General features: G+C 31.1%; 16 protein-coding genes and 1 pseudogene. 13 read left to right on the top strand and 4 right to left on the bottom strand.

The features are described 5' to 3' along the window. Positions 1 to 104 precede the first annotated feature (104 nt). A complete protein-coding gene (locus tag BIV18_RS08935) occupies positions 105 to 644 on the bottom strand; it encodes a biotin transporter BioY (protein ID WP_075660257.1) in 540 nt (179 codons plus the stop codon). 177 nt (positions 645 to 821) lie between these two features. Between BIV18_RS08935 and BIV18_RS08940 the strand changes: the two are divergent. The 12 genes and pseudogenes from BIV18_RS08940 to BIV18_RS08990 all read left to right on the top strand — a co-directional run bounded on the left by BIV18_RS08940 (position 822) and on the right by BIV18_RS08990 (position 12111). After that, a pseudogene (locus BIV18_RS08940) lies at positions 822 to 1603 on the top strand (type III pantothenate kinase). Between the two features lie 10 nt (positions 1604 to 1613). Further along, positions 1614 to 2537 carry a tRNA dihydrouridine synthase DusB gene (gene dusB, locus BIV18_RS08945; protein ID WP_083635568.1) on the top strand — a complete coding sequence of 308 codons (924 nt, stop codon included), beginning with the start codon at positions 1614 to 1616 and terminating at the stop codon, positions 2535 to 2537. Between the two features lie 171 nt (positions 2538 to 2708). Then, on the top strand, positions 2709 to 2873 hold the full coding sequence (locus BIV18_RS10685) for a hypothetical protein (RefSeq protein WP_178385789.1): 165 nt from the start codon (positions 2709 to 2711) through the stop codon (positions 2871 to 2873). Positions 2874 to 2877: 4 nt separating this feature from the next. Beyond that, positions 2878 to 3171, top strand: a complete 294-nt coding sequence (locus BIV18_RS08950; protein WP_075660258.1) for a hypothetical protein — start codon at positions 2878 to 2880, stop codon at positions 3169 to 3171. A 185-nt stretch (positions 3172 to 3356) separates the two neighbouring features. Beyond that, positions 3357 to 3830, top strand: a complete 474-nt coding sequence (gene greA, locus BIV18_RS08955; protein WP_075660259.1) for a transcription elongation factor GreA — start codon at positions 3357 to 3359, stop codon at positions 3828 to 3830. 43 nt (positions 3831 to 3873) lie between these two features. Continuing rightward, positions 3874 to 5748, top strand: a complete 1875-nt coding sequence (gene lysS, locus BIV18_RS08960) for a lysine--tRNA ligase (protein ID WP_178385800.1) — start codon at positions 3874 to 3876, stop codon at positions 5746 to 5748. 693 nt (positions 5749 to 6441) lie between these two features. Continuing rightward, entirely contained in the window at positions 6442 to 7626 is a 1185-nt protein-coding gene (locus BIV18_RS08965; RefSeq protein ID WP_075660261.1) for a phosphoglycerate kinase, read from the top strand. Further along, positions 7623 to 8366: a triose-phosphate isomerase gene (gene tpiA / locus BIV18_RS08970; RefSeq protein WP_075660262.1), complete on the top strand. Its 744-nt coding sequence runs from the start codon at positions 7623 to 7625 to the stop codon at positions 8364 to 8366. The genes BIV18_RS08965 and tpiA overlap by 4 nt, the downstream gene beginning before the upstream one ends. Then, positions 8363 to 9865, top strand: coding sequence for a 2,3-bisphosphoglycerate-independent phosphoglycerate mutase (gpmI, locus tag BIV18_RS08975; protein WP_075660263.1), 1503 nt, complete (start codon positions 8363 to 8365; stop codon positions 9863 to 9865). The genes tpiA and gpmI overlap by 4 nt, the downstream gene beginning before the upstream one ends. Positions 9866 to 9877: 12 nt before the next feature. Next, positions 9878 to 11164 (top strand): phosphopyruvate hydratase, encoded by a 1287-nt coding sequence (eno, locus tag BIV18_RS08980; RefSeq protein WP_075660264.1) that lies wholly within the window; start codon positions 9878 to 9880, stop codon positions 11162 to 11164. Continuing rightward, positions 11161 to 11580, top strand: a complete 420-nt coding sequence (locus BIV18_RS08985) for a SixA phosphatase family protein (RefSeq protein ID WP_075660265.1) — start codon at positions 11161 to 11163, stop codon at positions 11578 to 11580. The genes eno and BIV18_RS08985 overlap by 4 nt, the downstream gene beginning before the upstream one ends. 45 nt (positions 11581 to 11625) lie before the next feature. Beyond that, positions 11626 to 12111 (top strand): FMN-binding protein, encoded by a 486-nt coding sequence (locus tag BIV18_RS08990; RefSeq protein ID WP_083635569.1) that lies wholly within the window; start codon positions 11626 to 11628, stop codon positions 12109 to 12111. A gap of 109 nt (positions 12112 to 12220) precedes the next feature. Here the strand turns inward: BIV18_RS08990 and BIV18_RS10555 are convergent, their stop codons facing one another. The 3 genes from BIV18_RS10555 to BIV18_RS10690 form a co-directional block, all read right to left on the bottom strand. Continuing rightward, a complete protein-coding gene (locus BIV18_RS10555; protein ID WP_075660266.1) occupies positions 12221 to 13420 on the bottom strand; it encodes an ISL3 family transposase in 1200 nt (399 codons plus the stop codon). A 179-nt stretch (positions 13421 to 13599) separates the two neighbouring features. Continuing rightward, the gene (locus BIV18_RS09000; protein ID WP_083635506.1) at positions 13600 to 14760 is read right to left on the bottom strand and encodes an ISL3 family transposase; all 1161 of its coding nucleotides are present in this window, start codon (positions 14758 to 14760) and stop codon (positions 13600 to 13602) included. A 115-nt stretch (positions 14761 to 14875) separates the two neighbouring features. Continuing rightward, the gene (locus BIV18_RS10690; protein ID WP_178385790.1) at positions 14876 to 15016 is read right to left on the bottom strand and encodes a hypothetical protein; all 141 of its coding nucleotides are present in this window, start codon (positions 15014 to 15016) and stop codon (positions 14876 to 14878) included. Positions 15017 to 15296: 280 nt separating this feature from the next. Between BIV18_RS10690 and prfB the strand changes: the two genes are divergently transcribed. After that, positions 15297 to 16412: a peptide chain release factor 2 gene (gene prfB / locus BIV18_RS09005; protein ID WP_075660267.1), complete on the top strand. Its 1116-nt coding sequence runs from the start codon at positions 15297 to 15299 to the stop codon at positions 16410 to 16412. Positions 16413 to 16417: the final 5 nt, after the last annotated feature.

The following is a 16417-nucleotide window of genomic DNA, read 5'->3' on the forward strand; positions in this document are numbered from 1 at the left end:
AGAATTTTTAATATATAACTATAATTAGAATAGAAAAAATCTCGCACAGAAGCGAGACTTTTCTATTAATTATTCTATTATTTATAAATTATTAAACTTTAAAATTACTTATTTATTACTTTTAAAATTTTTGGTGCAATAATTGCAGCAACAACTGCCTTTACCATATCAGGTATAATAAAAGGTATCATACCTAAAGAAAGTATCTTAGCGACATCCATTGAGTTGCCCATTACATTATTTAATATTAGATACATATAAGGAAGACCTATTGCATAGAAAATTACTTCAGCTAAAATTAATACAAGCATAATTTTTCCAAAGCTTTTTTCACCATGAGCAAATTTAGATATAAATGCAGCCCCTATAATAAAGGCAATTAAAAATCCAAAGCTTGGTTTTAAAAAGGATTCAAAGCCTCCAGTAAAACCTGCAAAAATTGGAATACCAATTAGCCCAAGCAGAACATATATAAAAACTGTAAGTCCCGCATAAAAAGGTGTAAGTAAAAGTCCTGTCATAAATACAAAAAAGTTTTGTAGAGTAAAGGGAACTGGTCCAATTGGAATAGAAATAAATGCTCCTACAGCAATAAGTGCAACTAAAAGTGCAATTTTTGTTATATCTTTTGTTTTAATCTTCATCATTAACCTCCAATTAACATAGTACACAATGTTTACTAGATTGTCAATAAGGTTGACGCAAATATTTATCTTAGATTAAAAAAGATTGAGCAAATAATATTTTTTGGGTAAATAATTAGTTGAAAGAGAATATTATAAAATATATAATAAAAACAATTTGTTATATGAGGTGTAAAAATGTTATTAGTGATAGATGTAGGAAATACTTCCATAACTTGGGGAGTTTATAAGGGAGACGAACTTGTAAATGATTTTAGAACTTCTACTGTGAAGACTAGAACATCAGATGAATATGGTTTAATTTTTATAAACACATTAACTCATGCCAATATTGATCCTCAAGATATAGAAGATGTAATTATTTCATCAGTTGTGCCTAATCTTATGCACACACTTCCTTCTATGGTGAAAAAATATTTTAATAAAAATCCAATGATTGTAAACTGTGAATTAGATTTGGGAATTAATATTAAATACGATAATCCCAAAGAAGTTGGTGCCGATAGAATTGTAAATGCTGTGGGAGCATTAGAAATTTATGGCAAAAAATCAATAATCGTAGATATTGGAACGGCAATGACTTTTTGCGTAGTTGATGAAGAAAAAATTATCTTGGCGGACTTATTATGCCTGGCATAGGAATTTCTGCTGAAGCACTGTTTATGATGACTTCAAAACTTCCAAAGATAGAAATTATTGCGCCAGATAAGGTTATTCAAGCAAATACAGTTGGAGCTATGCAATCAGGTTTATATTATGGTTTTAAAGAAATGATCGATGGAATAGTTGCTAAACTTTTAAAAGAACTAAATTGGAAGGAAGAAGACACTAATATTATTTCAACTGGTGGTTTCTCAACAATGCTTACAAGTGATTCAAGGTATAATTTCATAATCAATAGATTTTTAACTCTTGAAGGACTAAAAATTATATATGAAAAAAATAATAAAATAGATTGAGAGTGATTTTTTGTTAAAAATTTTAGCACCAATGGCAGGCTACACCGACATTGCATTTAGAGAAATTGCGACTGAAAAGGGTGCGGACATAACAGTAACAGAAATGGTTTCAGCCATGGCAATTGTCTATGAAAATAAAAAGACAATGGACCTTTTGAAAATATCTCCAAAGGAGAAAAAAGTTTCTGTGCAAATTTTTGGAAGTGATCCAAAAATTATGGGCGAGGCTACGTGTATTTTAAATGATTACAATTTTTCTTATGTAGATATAAATATGGGCTGTCCTGCTCCAAAGATTGTAAAAAACAAATCAGGTTCCTATCTTTTAAGTGACCCATCCTTAGTATATGATATTGTAAAATCTGTTGTAGAAAATTCAAAAAAACCTGTTTCTGTAAAAGTAAGGAAGGGAATAAAGGGAATTTCTTCTATGAAAGCTATAAGAAACATTGAAGCAGCTGGAGCATCCTTTGTAACAGTTCACGGCAGAACAAGAGAAGAATATTACACAGGAAGAGCCGATTGGGATTTTATAAAAGAAGTAAAGAAAAATGTAAAAATTCCAGTAATTGGAAATGGCGACATTAAAAACCCAGAAGATGCAGTTGAAAAGATTAAATATTCTGGAGTAGATGGAGTTGCAATTGGTCGTGGTGCAATTGGAAATCCCTACATTTTTAATCAAATCGAAGAACTTTTAAAAACTGGATCTTATAAAACCCCCACAGATAAAGAAAAACTTCTCTTAATGATTGATGAATTAGAGCGAAAAATAAATTATAGAGGAGAAAAACTTGGCATCCTAGAGATGAGAAAGGTCTACTCAAATTATTTTAGGGGTATGAAGGATTCAAAGGAAATAAGAAATAAATTAAATACTCTAAAGGACAAGGATGAGATAATAGAAGTTATAAGAAATTATATGAATTTTTGATATATCTATTGCTTAATAGTTTTATACTTTGTTATTTTTTAATAAAAAGGGTAAATAGATTAAAGAGAAAAATAAATAGTAAAGTGATATTGGCGGTGATTTCGATGGATAACTGAATTTTTATTTAATTTGTTACATAGTTTAAATGAAAAGAATTAGGAGCAAATATTTATGGAAAAAAGATTTTTATGTTTTTTATTGGGATTTATTTTTTCAGAACTAGCTAGATATCATACAGGAGTTAGTTTATATCTCACAGAAAGATACCAATATGGTGAATATGAAGGCTATGGCAAATGGTATTTAATAGATGCTGACTATAGGTTTTGGAACTAATCATATGTTATTAGAAATTTTTAAATTCTTATGGATTATTGTATTTATTTTAAATCATAAGAAAAATATTATAAAGAGAATACCATTTTTAATTTTTCTACTAATTTTGATAATTCTTTTAATGATTTTGATATTTGATTATTTTTTGGCAGGATTAAATGATAATACTTTTTTGGAAGACTTAACATACCATGAAATATATGACTTATTTATTTGTGCTTGCGTAATAGATAATGCAATATATTACACTCAAGAAAAGCGTAAGGTAAAAAAAGAAAAAATTGAAAATAAAGAATGAAATTTACTCTGCAATATAATTTAATATTGCAGAGATTTTTTATTTTGAAGAAAAAGACTAAACAAATTCTCGAAAACTTTAAATTCTTGACATTTAAAGAAGTTTCGACTATAATAGCTTAGATTAAAAGGTTTTTGTTAAGGGCGGCTGACGCCTTATTTTTTATATATTGAGGAGAGAGAATTTTGGCAAAGGATATATTTTTCACACCGGAAGGTTTAGAAAAAATCGAAAATGAAATTGAGTATTTAAAAACAGTTAGAAGAAAAGAAGTTTCTGAAAGAATTAAAGTAGCTTTAGGCTATGGCGATCTTTCAGAAAATTCTGAATATGACGAAGCTAAAAACGAACAAGCACAAGTTGAAGAGAGAATTGCAAAACTTGAAATGATGGTTCGCAATGCAAAAATTATAGATGAAAAAGACTTAAATACAGAAGTTGTCAACATTGGTTCTAGCGTAAGAGTTAGAGAAGTTGATACAATGGAAGAAGACGAATACACAATTGTTGGTTCAGCGGAAGCAGATCCTCTTGAAGGAAAAATTTCAAACGAGTCACCAGTTGGGTCAAAATTAATTGGCAATCATGTTGGCGATGTAGTTGAAGTTGAAGTTCCAGATGGAATTATTAGGTACGAAATTTGTGGAATAACTATTTAGGAGGCAATTTGTGAAAAAGACAGAAGATGCAAATCTAAATGAGATGCTTTTGTTAAAAAGGCAAAAGCTTGAGGAATTAAAAAGTGAAGGTAAAGATCCCTTTGTAAAGGAAACTTATGATGTAACTGCTCATTCAAAGGATATCAAAGAAGGATTTAATGAAGATGAAGAGAGAGAAGTATCCATTGCTGGTCGTGTAATGAGCAAAAGACGCCATGGCAAAATTTGTTTTTTAGACATTAGAGATTCAGTGGGAACTATCCAAGTATTTGCAAGAAAGGATGTCCTTGAGGATAAATATGAGGAAGTTAAGGGATTAGATATTGGAGATATAGTTGGAGTAAAGGGAGTTGTATTTAAGACAGAAGCTGGTGAAATTACTGTTCGTGCAACTGACTTAACTTTGCTTTCAAAATCACTTCAAATTCTTCCAGAAAAATTCCACGGACTAAAGGATCCTGACCTAAGATATAGACAAAGATATGTGGATCTAATTGTAAATCCAGAAGTAAAAGATGTATTTATTAAGAGAAATAAAATCATAAAAAAAATTAGAGAATTTTTAGATAATAGGGGATTTTTAGAAGTTGAAACTCCAATACTTGGAACTGTGGCAGGTGGAGCAAATGCTAGACCTTTCTACACTCATCACAATACCCTTGACATCGATATGCAACTTAGGATTGCCAATGAATTATTCTTAAAGAGATTAATAGTAGGTGGATTTGAAAAAGTTTATGAAATGGGCAAGATGTTTAGAAATGAAGGAATGGATCCAAAACACAATCCTGAATTTACAAATATTGAACTCTATCAAGCCTATGTTGATTACGAAGAAATGATGAGGATAACTGAAAATTTATTTGAATATGTTGCAACAGAAGTTCTTGGCACAGATACAATAAATTATCAAGGTACAGAAATTTCACTAAAGGCACCTTGGAAGAGAATAACGATGATCGATGCAGTTAAAAAATATGCAGATGTAGACTTTAACAAAATTGATACAGATGAAAAGGCAAGAGAAATCGCTAGAGAAAAGGGACTTGAAGTTTCTGAAAATGATACTTGGGGCAAGCTTCTTTCTGAAATGTTTGAAGAATTCTGTGAAGAACATCTTGTTGAGCCAACATTTGTAATTGGTCACCCAGTAGAAGTTTCTCCACTTGCAAAGAGAAATCCAAAGGATCCAAGACTTACACAAAGGTTTGAAGCTTTTATCAACACTTGGGAATTTGCCAATGCCTTTTCTGAACTTAACGATCCAATTGACCAAAGAGAAAGATTTGAAGCACAAGTTGCAGAAAAAGAAGCAGGAGACGATGAAGCACATCCAATGGATTCAGATTTCATCAATGCAATTGAAGTAGGTCTTCCACCAACAGGAGGACTTGGGATTGGCGTTGACAGAATGGTAGTACTTTTGACAGACCAACCTAGCATAAGAGATGTTCTTTTATTCCCAACAATGAAACCAATAGGAAAAGAAGTTGCAGAAATAAATGAAAATAAAGCAGCAGATGAAAAATCAAAAATAAAACTTGACCTTTCAAAAGTAAAAGTTGAACCACTTTTTGAAGATTATGTTGACTTTGATACTTTCTCAAAATCTGATTTTAGAGTTGTAAAAGTTAAGAACTGCGAAGAAGTTCCAAAGTCAAAAAAACTATTGAAATTTACATTAGATGATGGTTCTGAAAAGAAAAGAACAATTCTATCAGGTATTAAAAACTTCTACTCAGCAGAAGAATTAGTAGGAAAAACATTATTGGCAATTACAAATCTTCCTCCAAGAAAAATGATGGGCGAAGAATCTTGTGGTATGCTATTGTCAGCAATATGCGATTATGATGGAGAAGAACTACTAAACCTAGTGATGTTAGACGACAATATCCCAGCAGGGGCAAAATTATATTAATAAAGGAAAAGGAACTGATTTAAAGATCGCAGTTCCTTTTTTATGTTAAAAATTTTATTGATTTTTAAAGTGTTTTAAAAGATTTAATATTTTAACTAATAAAACAATCTTGATAACATGCAAAACAGTATAGGGAATTAGACTCGTAAGAATTCGTACACTTTCAGAATATTTTTCCATAAAATCACATCTCCTTAAACAACTCTTTTAATTTATTTAATATTAAAATTAAAAGTAATATTTCAATAATATTAAAAAGATAGTGAGGATGAATTAATGTAAGAAATTTTAATATTTGCATTTTCATAAATTACCCCTTCTAACCTCCCTTAATTTAAAATACAAATTAGCGTTTTTATCCAAATAAAATGTCTCTGTTTTTATATCGTTTAATATTATGAAACATATTTTTCATCTTCCTTTTAATAAAATTAAAAAATTTATAACGACTTAATTATTACTTAAATTATTAGCAAAAAACTACATATAATTCAACGATTTATTTGTTTAATATAGTACGATAAAATAAATCAAAAAGTCAAGTATTTTACATTCTATTAATAATACATTTATGAAATTATACTTCACGATAAATTATAAATATTAAACTATTCTACAAATATAAACTCTTTTTAATTTATGGTATAATTTAATTGATAATTTTAATGAGAAATCAAAAGTAAGAGGTGTAATGTGAAAAAGACTATTAGGGATTTTGATTTTAATGATAAAACTGCATTAGTTAGAGTTGATTTTAATGTTCCACTAAAGGCTGGCAAAGTTAATGGAGAGGATAGAATTGTAAAAGTCATTCCTACTATTAATTATTTAATAGAAAAGGGTGCAAAAGTTGTGCTTATGAGCCACCTTGGAAGGCCTAAGGGTGAATACAAAGAAGAATTTTCTCTTGAACCAGTGGCAAAAAGAGCTTCTGAACTTTTAAAGAAGGATGTTAAATTCATTGCTTCAAGGGAAATTGTTGACGAAAAGGTTCTTGAAGAAGTTAAAAAACTTAAAAAGGGTGAAATAGCTCTTCTTGAAAATCTTAGATTTGTAGAGGGCGAAGAAAAGAATGACGTTGATTTTGCAAAAAAACTTGCTTCTCTTGGAGATATTTTTGTAAATGATGCCTTTGGAATAGCGCACAGAACTCATGCTTCAAATGTTGGTGTTACTAAATTTTTACCATCTTGTGTGGGATTTTTAGTTGAAAAAGAAATAAAATATTTTGACGATGCTCTTAAAAATCCAGAAAAGCCCTTTGCTGCAATTCTTGGAGGATCGAAGGTTTCTGACAAAATTGGTGCAATTGAAAATTTGCTAGAAAAAGTTGATGTGCTTGTAATTGTTGGTGCTATGGCGAATACTTTCTTAAAGTCAAAAGGGCTTGAAGTTGGTAAATCTTTAGTTGAAGATGATAAACTAGACCTTGCTAGAGAATTTATGGTAAAGGCAATTGACAAGAGCGTAGATTTAATTTTGCCAAGAGATGTAATTGTTGCTCCAGAGCTTTCTGAAAATGTAAAGGGGACTTTGAAGAATGTAGAAGATGTAAGTGAAGGTGACATGATCCTAGATATTGGAAGCGAGAGCTTAAAAGATATTGAAGCAGCTATAAGAGATGCAAAGACAGTTGTACTAAATGGACCTTGTGGAGTTTTTGAAATAGAAGAATTTTCTCATGGAACTATTGAACTTGCAAAAATCTTAGCAAATCTTGATGCAACAGTAATTGTTGGTGGGGGAGATTCTGTTTCTGCAGTTGAAAAGGCTGGTGTTGCAGATAGATTAACTCACATTTCAACTGGTGGTGGCGCAAGTCTTAAAATGCTTGAAGGTAAAAAGCTTCCTGGTATTGAGGCAGTTGAAGAAGCATGAGAAGAAAATATATTTGTGGAAATTGGAAGATGAATAAAACTTCTAGTGAGGCTCTTGCATTTGCAAATAAAATAAATGATTTTGAATTTGAAAATGTAGATGTTCTTATTGCACCAAGCTTTGTTTCTCTCGAAAGTTTTAAAAAAAGTGTAAAAGATAAAATTGAAGTAGCTGCACAAAATGTTTCTGAATTTGACGATGGAGCCTTTACTGGTGAAGTTTCGACTAACATGCTCAAAGATATTGGAGTTAGGAATGTAATCATCGGTCATTCTGAAAGACGAGAAAAATTTTTGGAAAGCGATGAGATTGTAAATGCAAAGATAAAAAGAGCCCTTTCTGATAATTTATTTGTTATTCTTTGCCTTGGTGAATCTCTTGAAATAAAAGAAGAAAATAAAGAATTAGATTTTGTAAAAAATGAACTGCTAAATTCCCTTAGTGGTGTAGAAAATCTTAAAAATATTGCCATTGCCTATGAACCAATTTGGGCAATTGGCACTGGAAAAACTTGTTCTCCTGAAGATGCAGAAAAGATGTGTAGAGAAATTCGAGAAATTATAAATAAAAATTATGGAGAAATTTCTAAAGAAATTAGAATTTTATACGGCGGATCTGTAAAACCATCTAATGCAAAAGAAATTTTGGCAAAAGAAAATATTGACGGAGTCCTTGTTGGAGGCGCAAGCCTTGATGTCAATGATTTCATTGAAATAATAAAGTGTGGTGAAAATTTATGAAGCCAACTATGCTGATAATTTTGGATGGGTTTGGGATAAATGAATCTAAAATAGGAAATGCAGTAAAACTTGCAAAGACTCCTACTCTTGACGAGCTTTATAAAAATTCACCTCATACAGAAATTTTTGCTAGCGAAGAATATGTAGGTCTTCCTCATGGACAAATGGGAAACTCTGAAGTTGGACATTTAAATATAGGTGCAGGAAGGATAATTTATCAAAATCTTACAAAGATAACTGAGGCGATTAAGTCAGGCGAATTTTTTAAAAATCCTGAATTTAAAAGAGCTATTGATAGCGCAAAGAAAAACAATTCAAAAGTTCATTTAATTGGACTTGTGTCAAAGGGTGGAGTTCACTCACATTTTGATCATCTGAAGGCTCTTATAAAATTAATGGCAAAGGAAGGAATAGAAAAAACTTATATCCACGCAATAACAGATGGTCGTGATGTATCGCCACATGCTGCATTAGAAGATATTAAAGAACTACAAAAGGAAATAGATAAAATAGGAAAGGGAAAAATTGCTACAATTTCCGGTAGATTTTATGCCATGGACCGTGACAACAGATGGGAAAGGATTAAGAGATATTACGACAACCTCGTGTCAAAGGTGGATTTTGTAGATGAAAATATTTTAGATTATATAAAATCTTCTTATGATAAAGATATTACTGATGAATTTTTATTGCCTGCAAAATTCGTAAAAAATTCTGAAATTGAAGAAAAGGATTCAATAATAATTTTTAACTTTAGACCAGATAGAGTTAGACAAATTACAAGAGCCTTAGTTGACGATGACTTTAAAGGATTTGAGAGAGAAAAAATAAATACGACTCTTGTAACTATGACAGAGTATGATAAAAATATTAAAAATAAATTTGTTGCCTTTAAAGATGAAATCCCAAGGGACACTTTGGGTGAAATTTTGGAAAAAAATAAAATAAATCAGCTTAGAATTGCAGAGACAGAAAAATATGCACATGTTACATTTTTCTTCAACGGTGGAAGAGAAAAGCCCTTTGAAGGGGAAGACAGAGTTCTTATTCCATCCCCAAAGGTTGCAACTTATGATCTAAAACCTGAAATGAGTGCCAATGAAGTTACGGATGCTGTAATTGCAAAATTAAAAGAAGATAAATACGGAGCAATAATTTTAAACTTTGCAAATCCCGACATGGTTGGACACACAGGAAATTTAAGGGCGGCAATAAAAGCTGTGGAAACAGTTGATGCAAATTTAGGCAGAATTTTAAGAGTTTTAAAGGAAAAAGATGGTGTTGCAATAATAACTGCCGACCATGGAAATTGTGAATATATGATTGACAAAGAGGGAAATGCTGTCACAAGTCATAGCACAAATCCTGTTCCACTTTTCCTTTTTAATAAAGATGCAAAACTAAGAAGTGGCGGGGCACTTTGTGATCTTTCGCCAACAATTTTAAAAATCATGGGAATTGAAAAGCCAGAACTTATGACTGGCGAAAGTTTATTTTAAATAGGAGGAATTATGAGTTTAATTGATTATGTTTATGCTAGAGAAGTTCTTGATTCAAGGGGAAATCCAACTGTTGAAGTAGAAATTGGAACAGTTAATGGCGGATTTGGCTCTTCAATTGTGCCAAGTGGTGCATCGACTGGCGTTCACGAAGCTGTTGAACTTCGTGACGGAGAAGAAAGATATAATGGCAAGGGTGTTGAAGAAGCTGTTAAAAATGTAAATGAAAGAATTGCCGAGGAATTAATTTGTTTTGATGTATTCGATCAACTTGGAATCGACAAAATGCTAATAGAACTTGACGGAACTGAAAACAAGGGAGAACTTGGAGCAAATGCAATCCTTGGAGTTTCAATTGCAGTTGCGAAAGCTGCAGCAAATGAAGCAGGACTCCCACTTTATCAATATCTTGGCGGAGTAAACTCAAAGACAATGCCAATTCCAATGATGAATATAATAAATGGTGGCGAACACGCTGATAACAATGTGGATATACAAGAATTTATGATCATGCCAATTGGCGCAGAAACTTTCAAGGAAGCACTTAGAATGGGAGCAGAGGTTTACCACGCACTTAAAAAGGTTTTAAAGGACAAGGGACTTTCAACTGGAGTTGGAGATGAAGGTGGATTTGCACCAAATCTTGAATCCAACAAAAGGGCTTTTGACTGCATACTTGAAGCAGTAAAAGCAGCTGGATATGAACCAGGTAAGGACATTGTACTTGCAATTGACGCAGCGGCTTCAGAATTTTATGATGTAGATAAGAAAAAATATATCCTTGCAGGCGAAGGCCGTGAATTTAGTTCAGAAGAGCTTTCAAAGTTCTATGAAGAACTAGTAAATGAATATCCAATTTATTCAATAGAAGATGGACTTGCAGAAGACGATTGGGATGGTTGGAAGCATATTACAGAACTTCTTGGAGATAAAGTTCAATTAGTTGGCGATGACTTTTTCGTTACAAATACAAAAAGGCTCCAAGAAGGAATTGAAAAGAAATCTGCAAACTCAATTTTAATTAAATTAAATCAAATAGGAACAATCACAGAAACACTAGATGCAATAGAACTTGCAAAAAGACATAATTACACTGCAATAATTTCTCATAGATCGGGAGAAAGTGAAGACTCAACAATTGCAGATTTAGCAGTTGCAACTAATGCAGGATTTATAAAAACTGGAGCACCAGCAAGAAGTGAAAGAGTAGCAAAATACAACGAACTTCTCCGAATAGAAGACGAACTTGGTGATCTTTCAAATTATCCCGGCTTTGATGCCTTTTACAATTTAAAATGAAAATTTATTTTATAAGACATGGCGAAGCAGAAATTTATGCAGATGACGACTTCAAGAGAAAGCTAACTACTATTGGCAAGAGAAAATTGGAAGAATCCTTTAAAGTATTTGCAAATAATTTAGAGGATAAAAGATCTTATAAAATTTATTCATCACCCCTTGAGAGGGCAAAGGAAACTGCAGAAATTTTAGCAAAACATCTTGACTTTACTTATGAGGTCAAGGAATATCTCGCTGGTGGAAAAATAAGAGATATTTTAAAAAGCTTAGATAAAGGGGAAAATTATATATTTGTTTCACATGAGCCCTTTATTTCAAATTGGATTTATCAACTAACAGGCGAAATGAAAATTATTTCGAGAGGAAGTATAAATTTGGTAGAAATTGATTTGTCAAAGTTTTTAAATTTAGAATGATTTTGGCAAGTTAGTTAATATAATTTTATTATTAAGGAGGACATTATGAAGAAAAAATTTACAATGGCTACAGTTGCAATGTTGTCACTAACACTTGTGGGATGTGGCGGAGCAAAAAACAATGCAAAGGAAAATGCGGCAAAGGAAAACAATAAGAAAGTAGAAGCAACTGCTAATGCAAAAGCTGAAACAGCAGCAATGCTTAAAGATGGAACTTATACAGGAAAATCTTCTGAAGACAAATACGGGGGATATGTTGAAGTTACTATTACAGTTGCTGACGGAAAAATAAGTGATACTGTTGTTAAAAATCTTGACAAAGAAGGAAAAGAAAAGGGCGAAGATTACGGAAAAGAAGCTGGAGAGGATGGATACAAAACTGCTCAAATGACTCTTGAAGCTTCTCAAAAATATGGAAAAGAGCTTACTGAAAGGGGTTCAGTTGAAGAAGTGGAAGCAATAAGTGGTGCAACACAAAGCTACGATCAATTTGTTGAAGCAGCAAATAGCGCTCTAGAACAAGCAAAATAATTTTTTAGGCATTGGGAGACCAGTGCCTTTATTTTTATAAAGATATAGACCTCTAGAAAACGGTTCTTTGTCAAATAGTGTTGGTGAATAAAAATTAATGATATATGGTTTATGTCTTATGGCTTAAACCATATATTTTTTTATGGTAAAAACATAAAAAAATTCTTAATCTAAAATTATCAAAAGAACGATAGCCATATGAGATTCTCTTAATAACTTTGATCCTGTTGTTAATACCTTCAACCTTTCCATTGTTGTAATTAGTATTTAAAGTATTCTTAATCTTTTCTAAATATTTGATAGCTGTACTTATAGCTGTCTTAATTTTTCTATATATTTCCCCAAACTCATCAGGTTTAAATTCCTGCAAAATAGTTTTTAAAGTGTCAAAATTTTTCTCTCTAATAGCAAATAAAATATTTTGGATTAAGTCATAAATCTTCCTGAAAGAATAGTCAAAATCTAAAATATGTTCAACTATTTCTTTTTGAGAGATAAATCCTTTAAAACAAGGAAAACTCTTAAAATGTGTTGATATTAACTTAGCCTTAGGAAGCAATAATAACTTCCAGTACCTTTTTAAACACCTATACTCATGAGAGTCTGTTTTAAACTTCTTCATTAGTTGAACTCTTGCCATATTAAAAGCACGAGTAAAATTTTGAACAATATGAAACTTATCAAGAACAATACAAGCGTTTTTAAAAACCTTTTTAACAAGTTCCATATAGGGAGAGTAAATATCACAAACAACAATCTTAACTTGATCTCTAACTCTTCTTGGGAATCTTAGAAAATAAGTGTCTAATTTAAATAGTCTCCTATCAGGAAGTATATCAATAATCTCACCAGTAATAGAATTGGTACAAATAAAGCTCATAGCGCCTGATACATTTTTAGTAGACTTAAATTCATCTATAGATAGTATCGGTGGAAGATAAGAAAAGTCCTGTTTAAAGGATTTACTCCATTCTTTAAAAACTCTAACAACAGTATTAGGGCTTACACTATTAGATTCAGCAATAGACTTAAAGGATGAAATTTTAGTAAGATCTACAGCAATCTTTCTTTTTACATCATTAGATATATTAGAATACTCATTAACTATATTGGTTTTAGCACTAAAGGTAGAACCGCACTCTTTACATAAAAATCTTTGCTTTTTTAGAAAAAGAATAGTTGGTATATTAGAAACATCAGGAAGTTTAATCTTACAAATCTTAGTACCATATTTTATAATGTTAAAAGATTCATTAACATGACCGCAACATGGGCAAACCTCTGGTGTATAAGTTAATTTTCCATAAATAAATTGGCTCTATGTCAAATATTGGGGAGACTCGTTAATTCGAGTCTCTCTTTCCATTAAAAAATCAATACTTAGGCGCTATTAGAATATCAAAACTAAAATAACTAAAAAATTACTAAAAATAGGTATAGCAAACAAAACCCCTAGGGGTTTTGCAAAATTTTCCCATTTTCATATCATTACTTACAAGCAAACATGATTCTCTTTCTAAACAAATTGAAATTTTTCATACCAAAACAATTTCTTTTTAAAGTCTTTATCTTAGTATGAGTACCTTCAAGTGGACCATTAGACCAAGGATAATCAAAAGAATTACATATCTCATCAAACCAGTTATTAAAAGCAGTGATACAAGATTTAAATTCTTTTAAATCAGATTCTTCAGCTCTTCTTATCCATTCCCTTAAAGATTTAGATGCTCTAACTCTATTGGGTTGACTTAGAACATATTGGTAAAACAGTTCCTTTAACCTATATGCTAACTTCAAATCGTTGTTTAAATCAAGCATTAAAGAAACTTCTTTAGCTTGTTCAGTTGTTAAATTAGAAGCAGGTTTTGTAAGTAGACTCCTACTTCTCTTAAAATACTTTCTAAGCTTAGAAGAAATATCTTTTTGAATCCTCTTTCTAACATTCTCTAAAGCCCATGAAACTTGTCTTATGAAGTGATACCTATCAACAATATGGATAGAAGTTTTAAAGAACCTATTCTTAACAGACTTAAAGGTATTGGACATATCACTTACAAAAAACTTAACTTCTTGTCTCTCCTTGTTAGGAACTTTTTTAAAGTATTTAAACAAAAAGTTCTTATCCCTAGTAGGCAAAATATCAATGACAGAGTGCTTATCACCATTAAGAAGAGAAGTTTGATACTTAATATTTCCACTATCACCTTTAAACTCATCTATACACAATACACTTGAAAGTTTTGCTCTTGAAACATATAAACAATGTAAAATTCTCAAAACAGTATTAGAAGAAACATTATACCTACTAGCAATAGAAGAGCTAGAATGAAGTTCATTAAATTCAGCAACAATAGCAAAAACAAGCCTATAAGTCATAGTGTGACCCTTAGCAATAAAATCAAGTTCTCTTTCAAAACGACAACCACAAGACTTACAATCATACCTAGTCTTCTTTAAATGAATAAGACATTTCTTACCATGAATATGAGTATCCTTAATCTTTTGAATCCTATGATCATGAACCCAAATCTTTGTAGAACCACAGTGAGGACAAGTATCCATCTTTGTAACAGAAGCATAAATGTGAACAAATTCCTTATCCTCACAAAAACTATCAAAAATTACATCTTTAAAACCCAACAAATTCATGTTATTATTATTTTGCACTTATATGCACCTCCTAACAAAGTTTGTTGTTATTTTAAGTTTAGGACTAAATGCGTATAAGTGCAATTTTTTTTACATAAAAATATCTGTTAGAGATTTACTCCCCAACAGATATTATAGAGCCAATAAATTTAGTATCTATGTACTTAACTTTCTTTACAATAATATTTTCAGTATCAATTACTATATTTTTATCTTTAATATTCAACAAATCTTTTATATAATTATTAATAGACATAGAATCACTCCTTGGTATTTGGTTGCAACTATATTTTATAGGAATGTGATTTCTATGTCTATTTTTTATACATTTCCATACAAAAATAGTGCTGATGATTTCTCACCAACACTATTTATTATAGAACCACAATTTACTCAACTATTGTTAAGTAGTTTTTTTATGCAAATTTTTATAAATTATATAAAATAAAAAATAATATTTTCGCTTAATAGAAAAATAATAGTGAGATTTAGACATCTGTGTTATACTAAAATAAGCAAAATAAAGGAGGATTTTTATGGAGCAAAATATCTATTTAGATAAGGAGCGTCTGGAAAATTCCAAAGAGACTACCAAATCTTTGGGAAAATCTCTTGAAATTGATTCTCTTAAAGAAAAGGTTGTAGAACTTAATAAAAAACAAATGGAACCAGGTTTTTGGGATGACAATGAAAGTGCCCAAAAAATTATAAACGAAACAAATTTATATCAAAAGAAGATAGATCAATATGATGAGTTAAGTGAATTAATTGTCGACGCACAAGACCTTATTGACCTTATGGAAATTGAAGATGATTATTCTTCTTATACAGATTTTCAAGATATGGTGGATGAGATTGAAAAGAAGACTGCTGATTTTAAACTCAATACTCTATTAAATGGAGAGTATGATTCTCACAATGCTATTCTTTCTATACATGCAGGTGCAGGTGGTACAGAGGCACAAGACTGGGCAAGCATGCTTCTTAGAATGTATACTAGATATGCTGAAAACAAGGGATTTAAAATTGAAACTCTCGATATTTTAAAGGAAGACGAAGCTGGAATTAAGTCTGTTACTCTTAGAATTTTTGGCGACAATGCCTATGGATATTTGAAGGGTGAAAAGGGCGTGCATAGACTTGTGAGAATTTCTCCCTTTGATTCTAATAAGAGAAGGCATACTTCTTTTTCATCTGTGGATGTCTTTCCGGAACTTGATGATGACACTGAAGTTGAGATAAAGGAAGAAGAGTTAAAGATCGACACATATAGATCTTCGGGAGCCGGTGGACAACATGTTAATACTACTGATTCTGCTGTTAGAATTACACATATTCCTACTGGAATTGTTGTTCAATGTCAAAATGAACGAAGTCAAATTCAAAATAGAGAAAAGGCAATGAATATGCTAAAAGCAAAACTTATTGCTCTTGCTGAAGAAGAAAAAAAAGAAAAAATCGAAGATCTTCAAGGCAATTATTCACAAATTGCATGGGGTTCACAAATTAGATCCTATGTATTCCAACCCTATACAATGGTAAAAGATCACAGAACCAATGTAGATGTTGGCGATGTTGAAAGGGTAATGGATGGAGATTTAGATATTTTTATTAATGCCTACTTGCAAAAAAAGGCAACAGGAGAAAGCTGAGGTTA

This window comes from Peptoniphilus grossensis, from assembly GCF_001940285.1.
Lineage (GTDB): Bacteria > Bacillota > Clostridia > Tissierellales > Peptoniphilaceae > Peptoniphilus_A > Peptoniphilus_A faecalis.

Coding starts and splice junctions, on each gene's coding strand:
- BIV18_RS08935 (WP_075660257.1), bottom strand. CDS start 644: ATGAAGATTAAAACAAAAGATATAACAAAAATTGCACTTTTAGTTGCA.
- BIV18_RS10685 (WP_178385789.1), top strand. CDS start 2,709: ATGGAAAAAAGATTTTTATGTTTTTTATTGGGATTTATTTTTTCAGAA.
- BIV18_RS08950 (WP_075660258.1), top strand. CDS start 2,878: ATGTTATTAGAAATTTTTAAATTCTTATGGATTATTGTATTTATTTTA.
- lysS (WP_178385800.1), top strand. CDS start 3,874: ATGCTTTTGTTAAAAAGGCAAAAGCTTGAGGAATTAAAAAGTGAAGGT.
- tpiA (WP_075660262.1), top strand. CDS start 7,623: ATGAGAAGAAAATATATTTGTGGAAATTGGAAGATGAATAAAACTTCT.
- gpmI (WP_075660263.1), top strand. CDS start 8,363: ATGAAGCCAACTATGCTGATAATTTTGGATGGGTTTGGGATAAATGAA.
- eno (WP_075660264.1), top strand. CDS start 9,878: ATGAGTTTAATTGATTATGTTTATGCTAGAGAAGTTCTTGATTCAAGG.
- BIV18_RS08985 (WP_075660265.1), top strand. CDS start 11,161: ATGAAAATTTATTTTATAAGACATGGCGAAGCAGAAATTTATGCAGAT.
- BIV18_RS08990 (WP_083635569.1), top strand. CDS start 11,626: ATGAAGAAAAAATTTACAATGGCTACAGTTGCAATGTTGTCACTAACA.
- BIV18_RS09000 (WP_083635506.1), bottom strand. CDS start 14,760: ATGAATTTGTTGGGTTTTAAAGATGTAATTTTTGATAGTTTTTGTGAG.
- BIV18_RS10690 (WP_178385790.1), bottom strand. CDS start 15,016: ATGTCTATTAATAATTATATAAAAGATTTGTTGAATATTAAAGATAAA.
- prfB (WP_075660267.1), top strand. CDS start 15,297: ATGGAGCAAAATATCTATTTAGATAAGGAGCGTCTGGAAAATTCCAAA.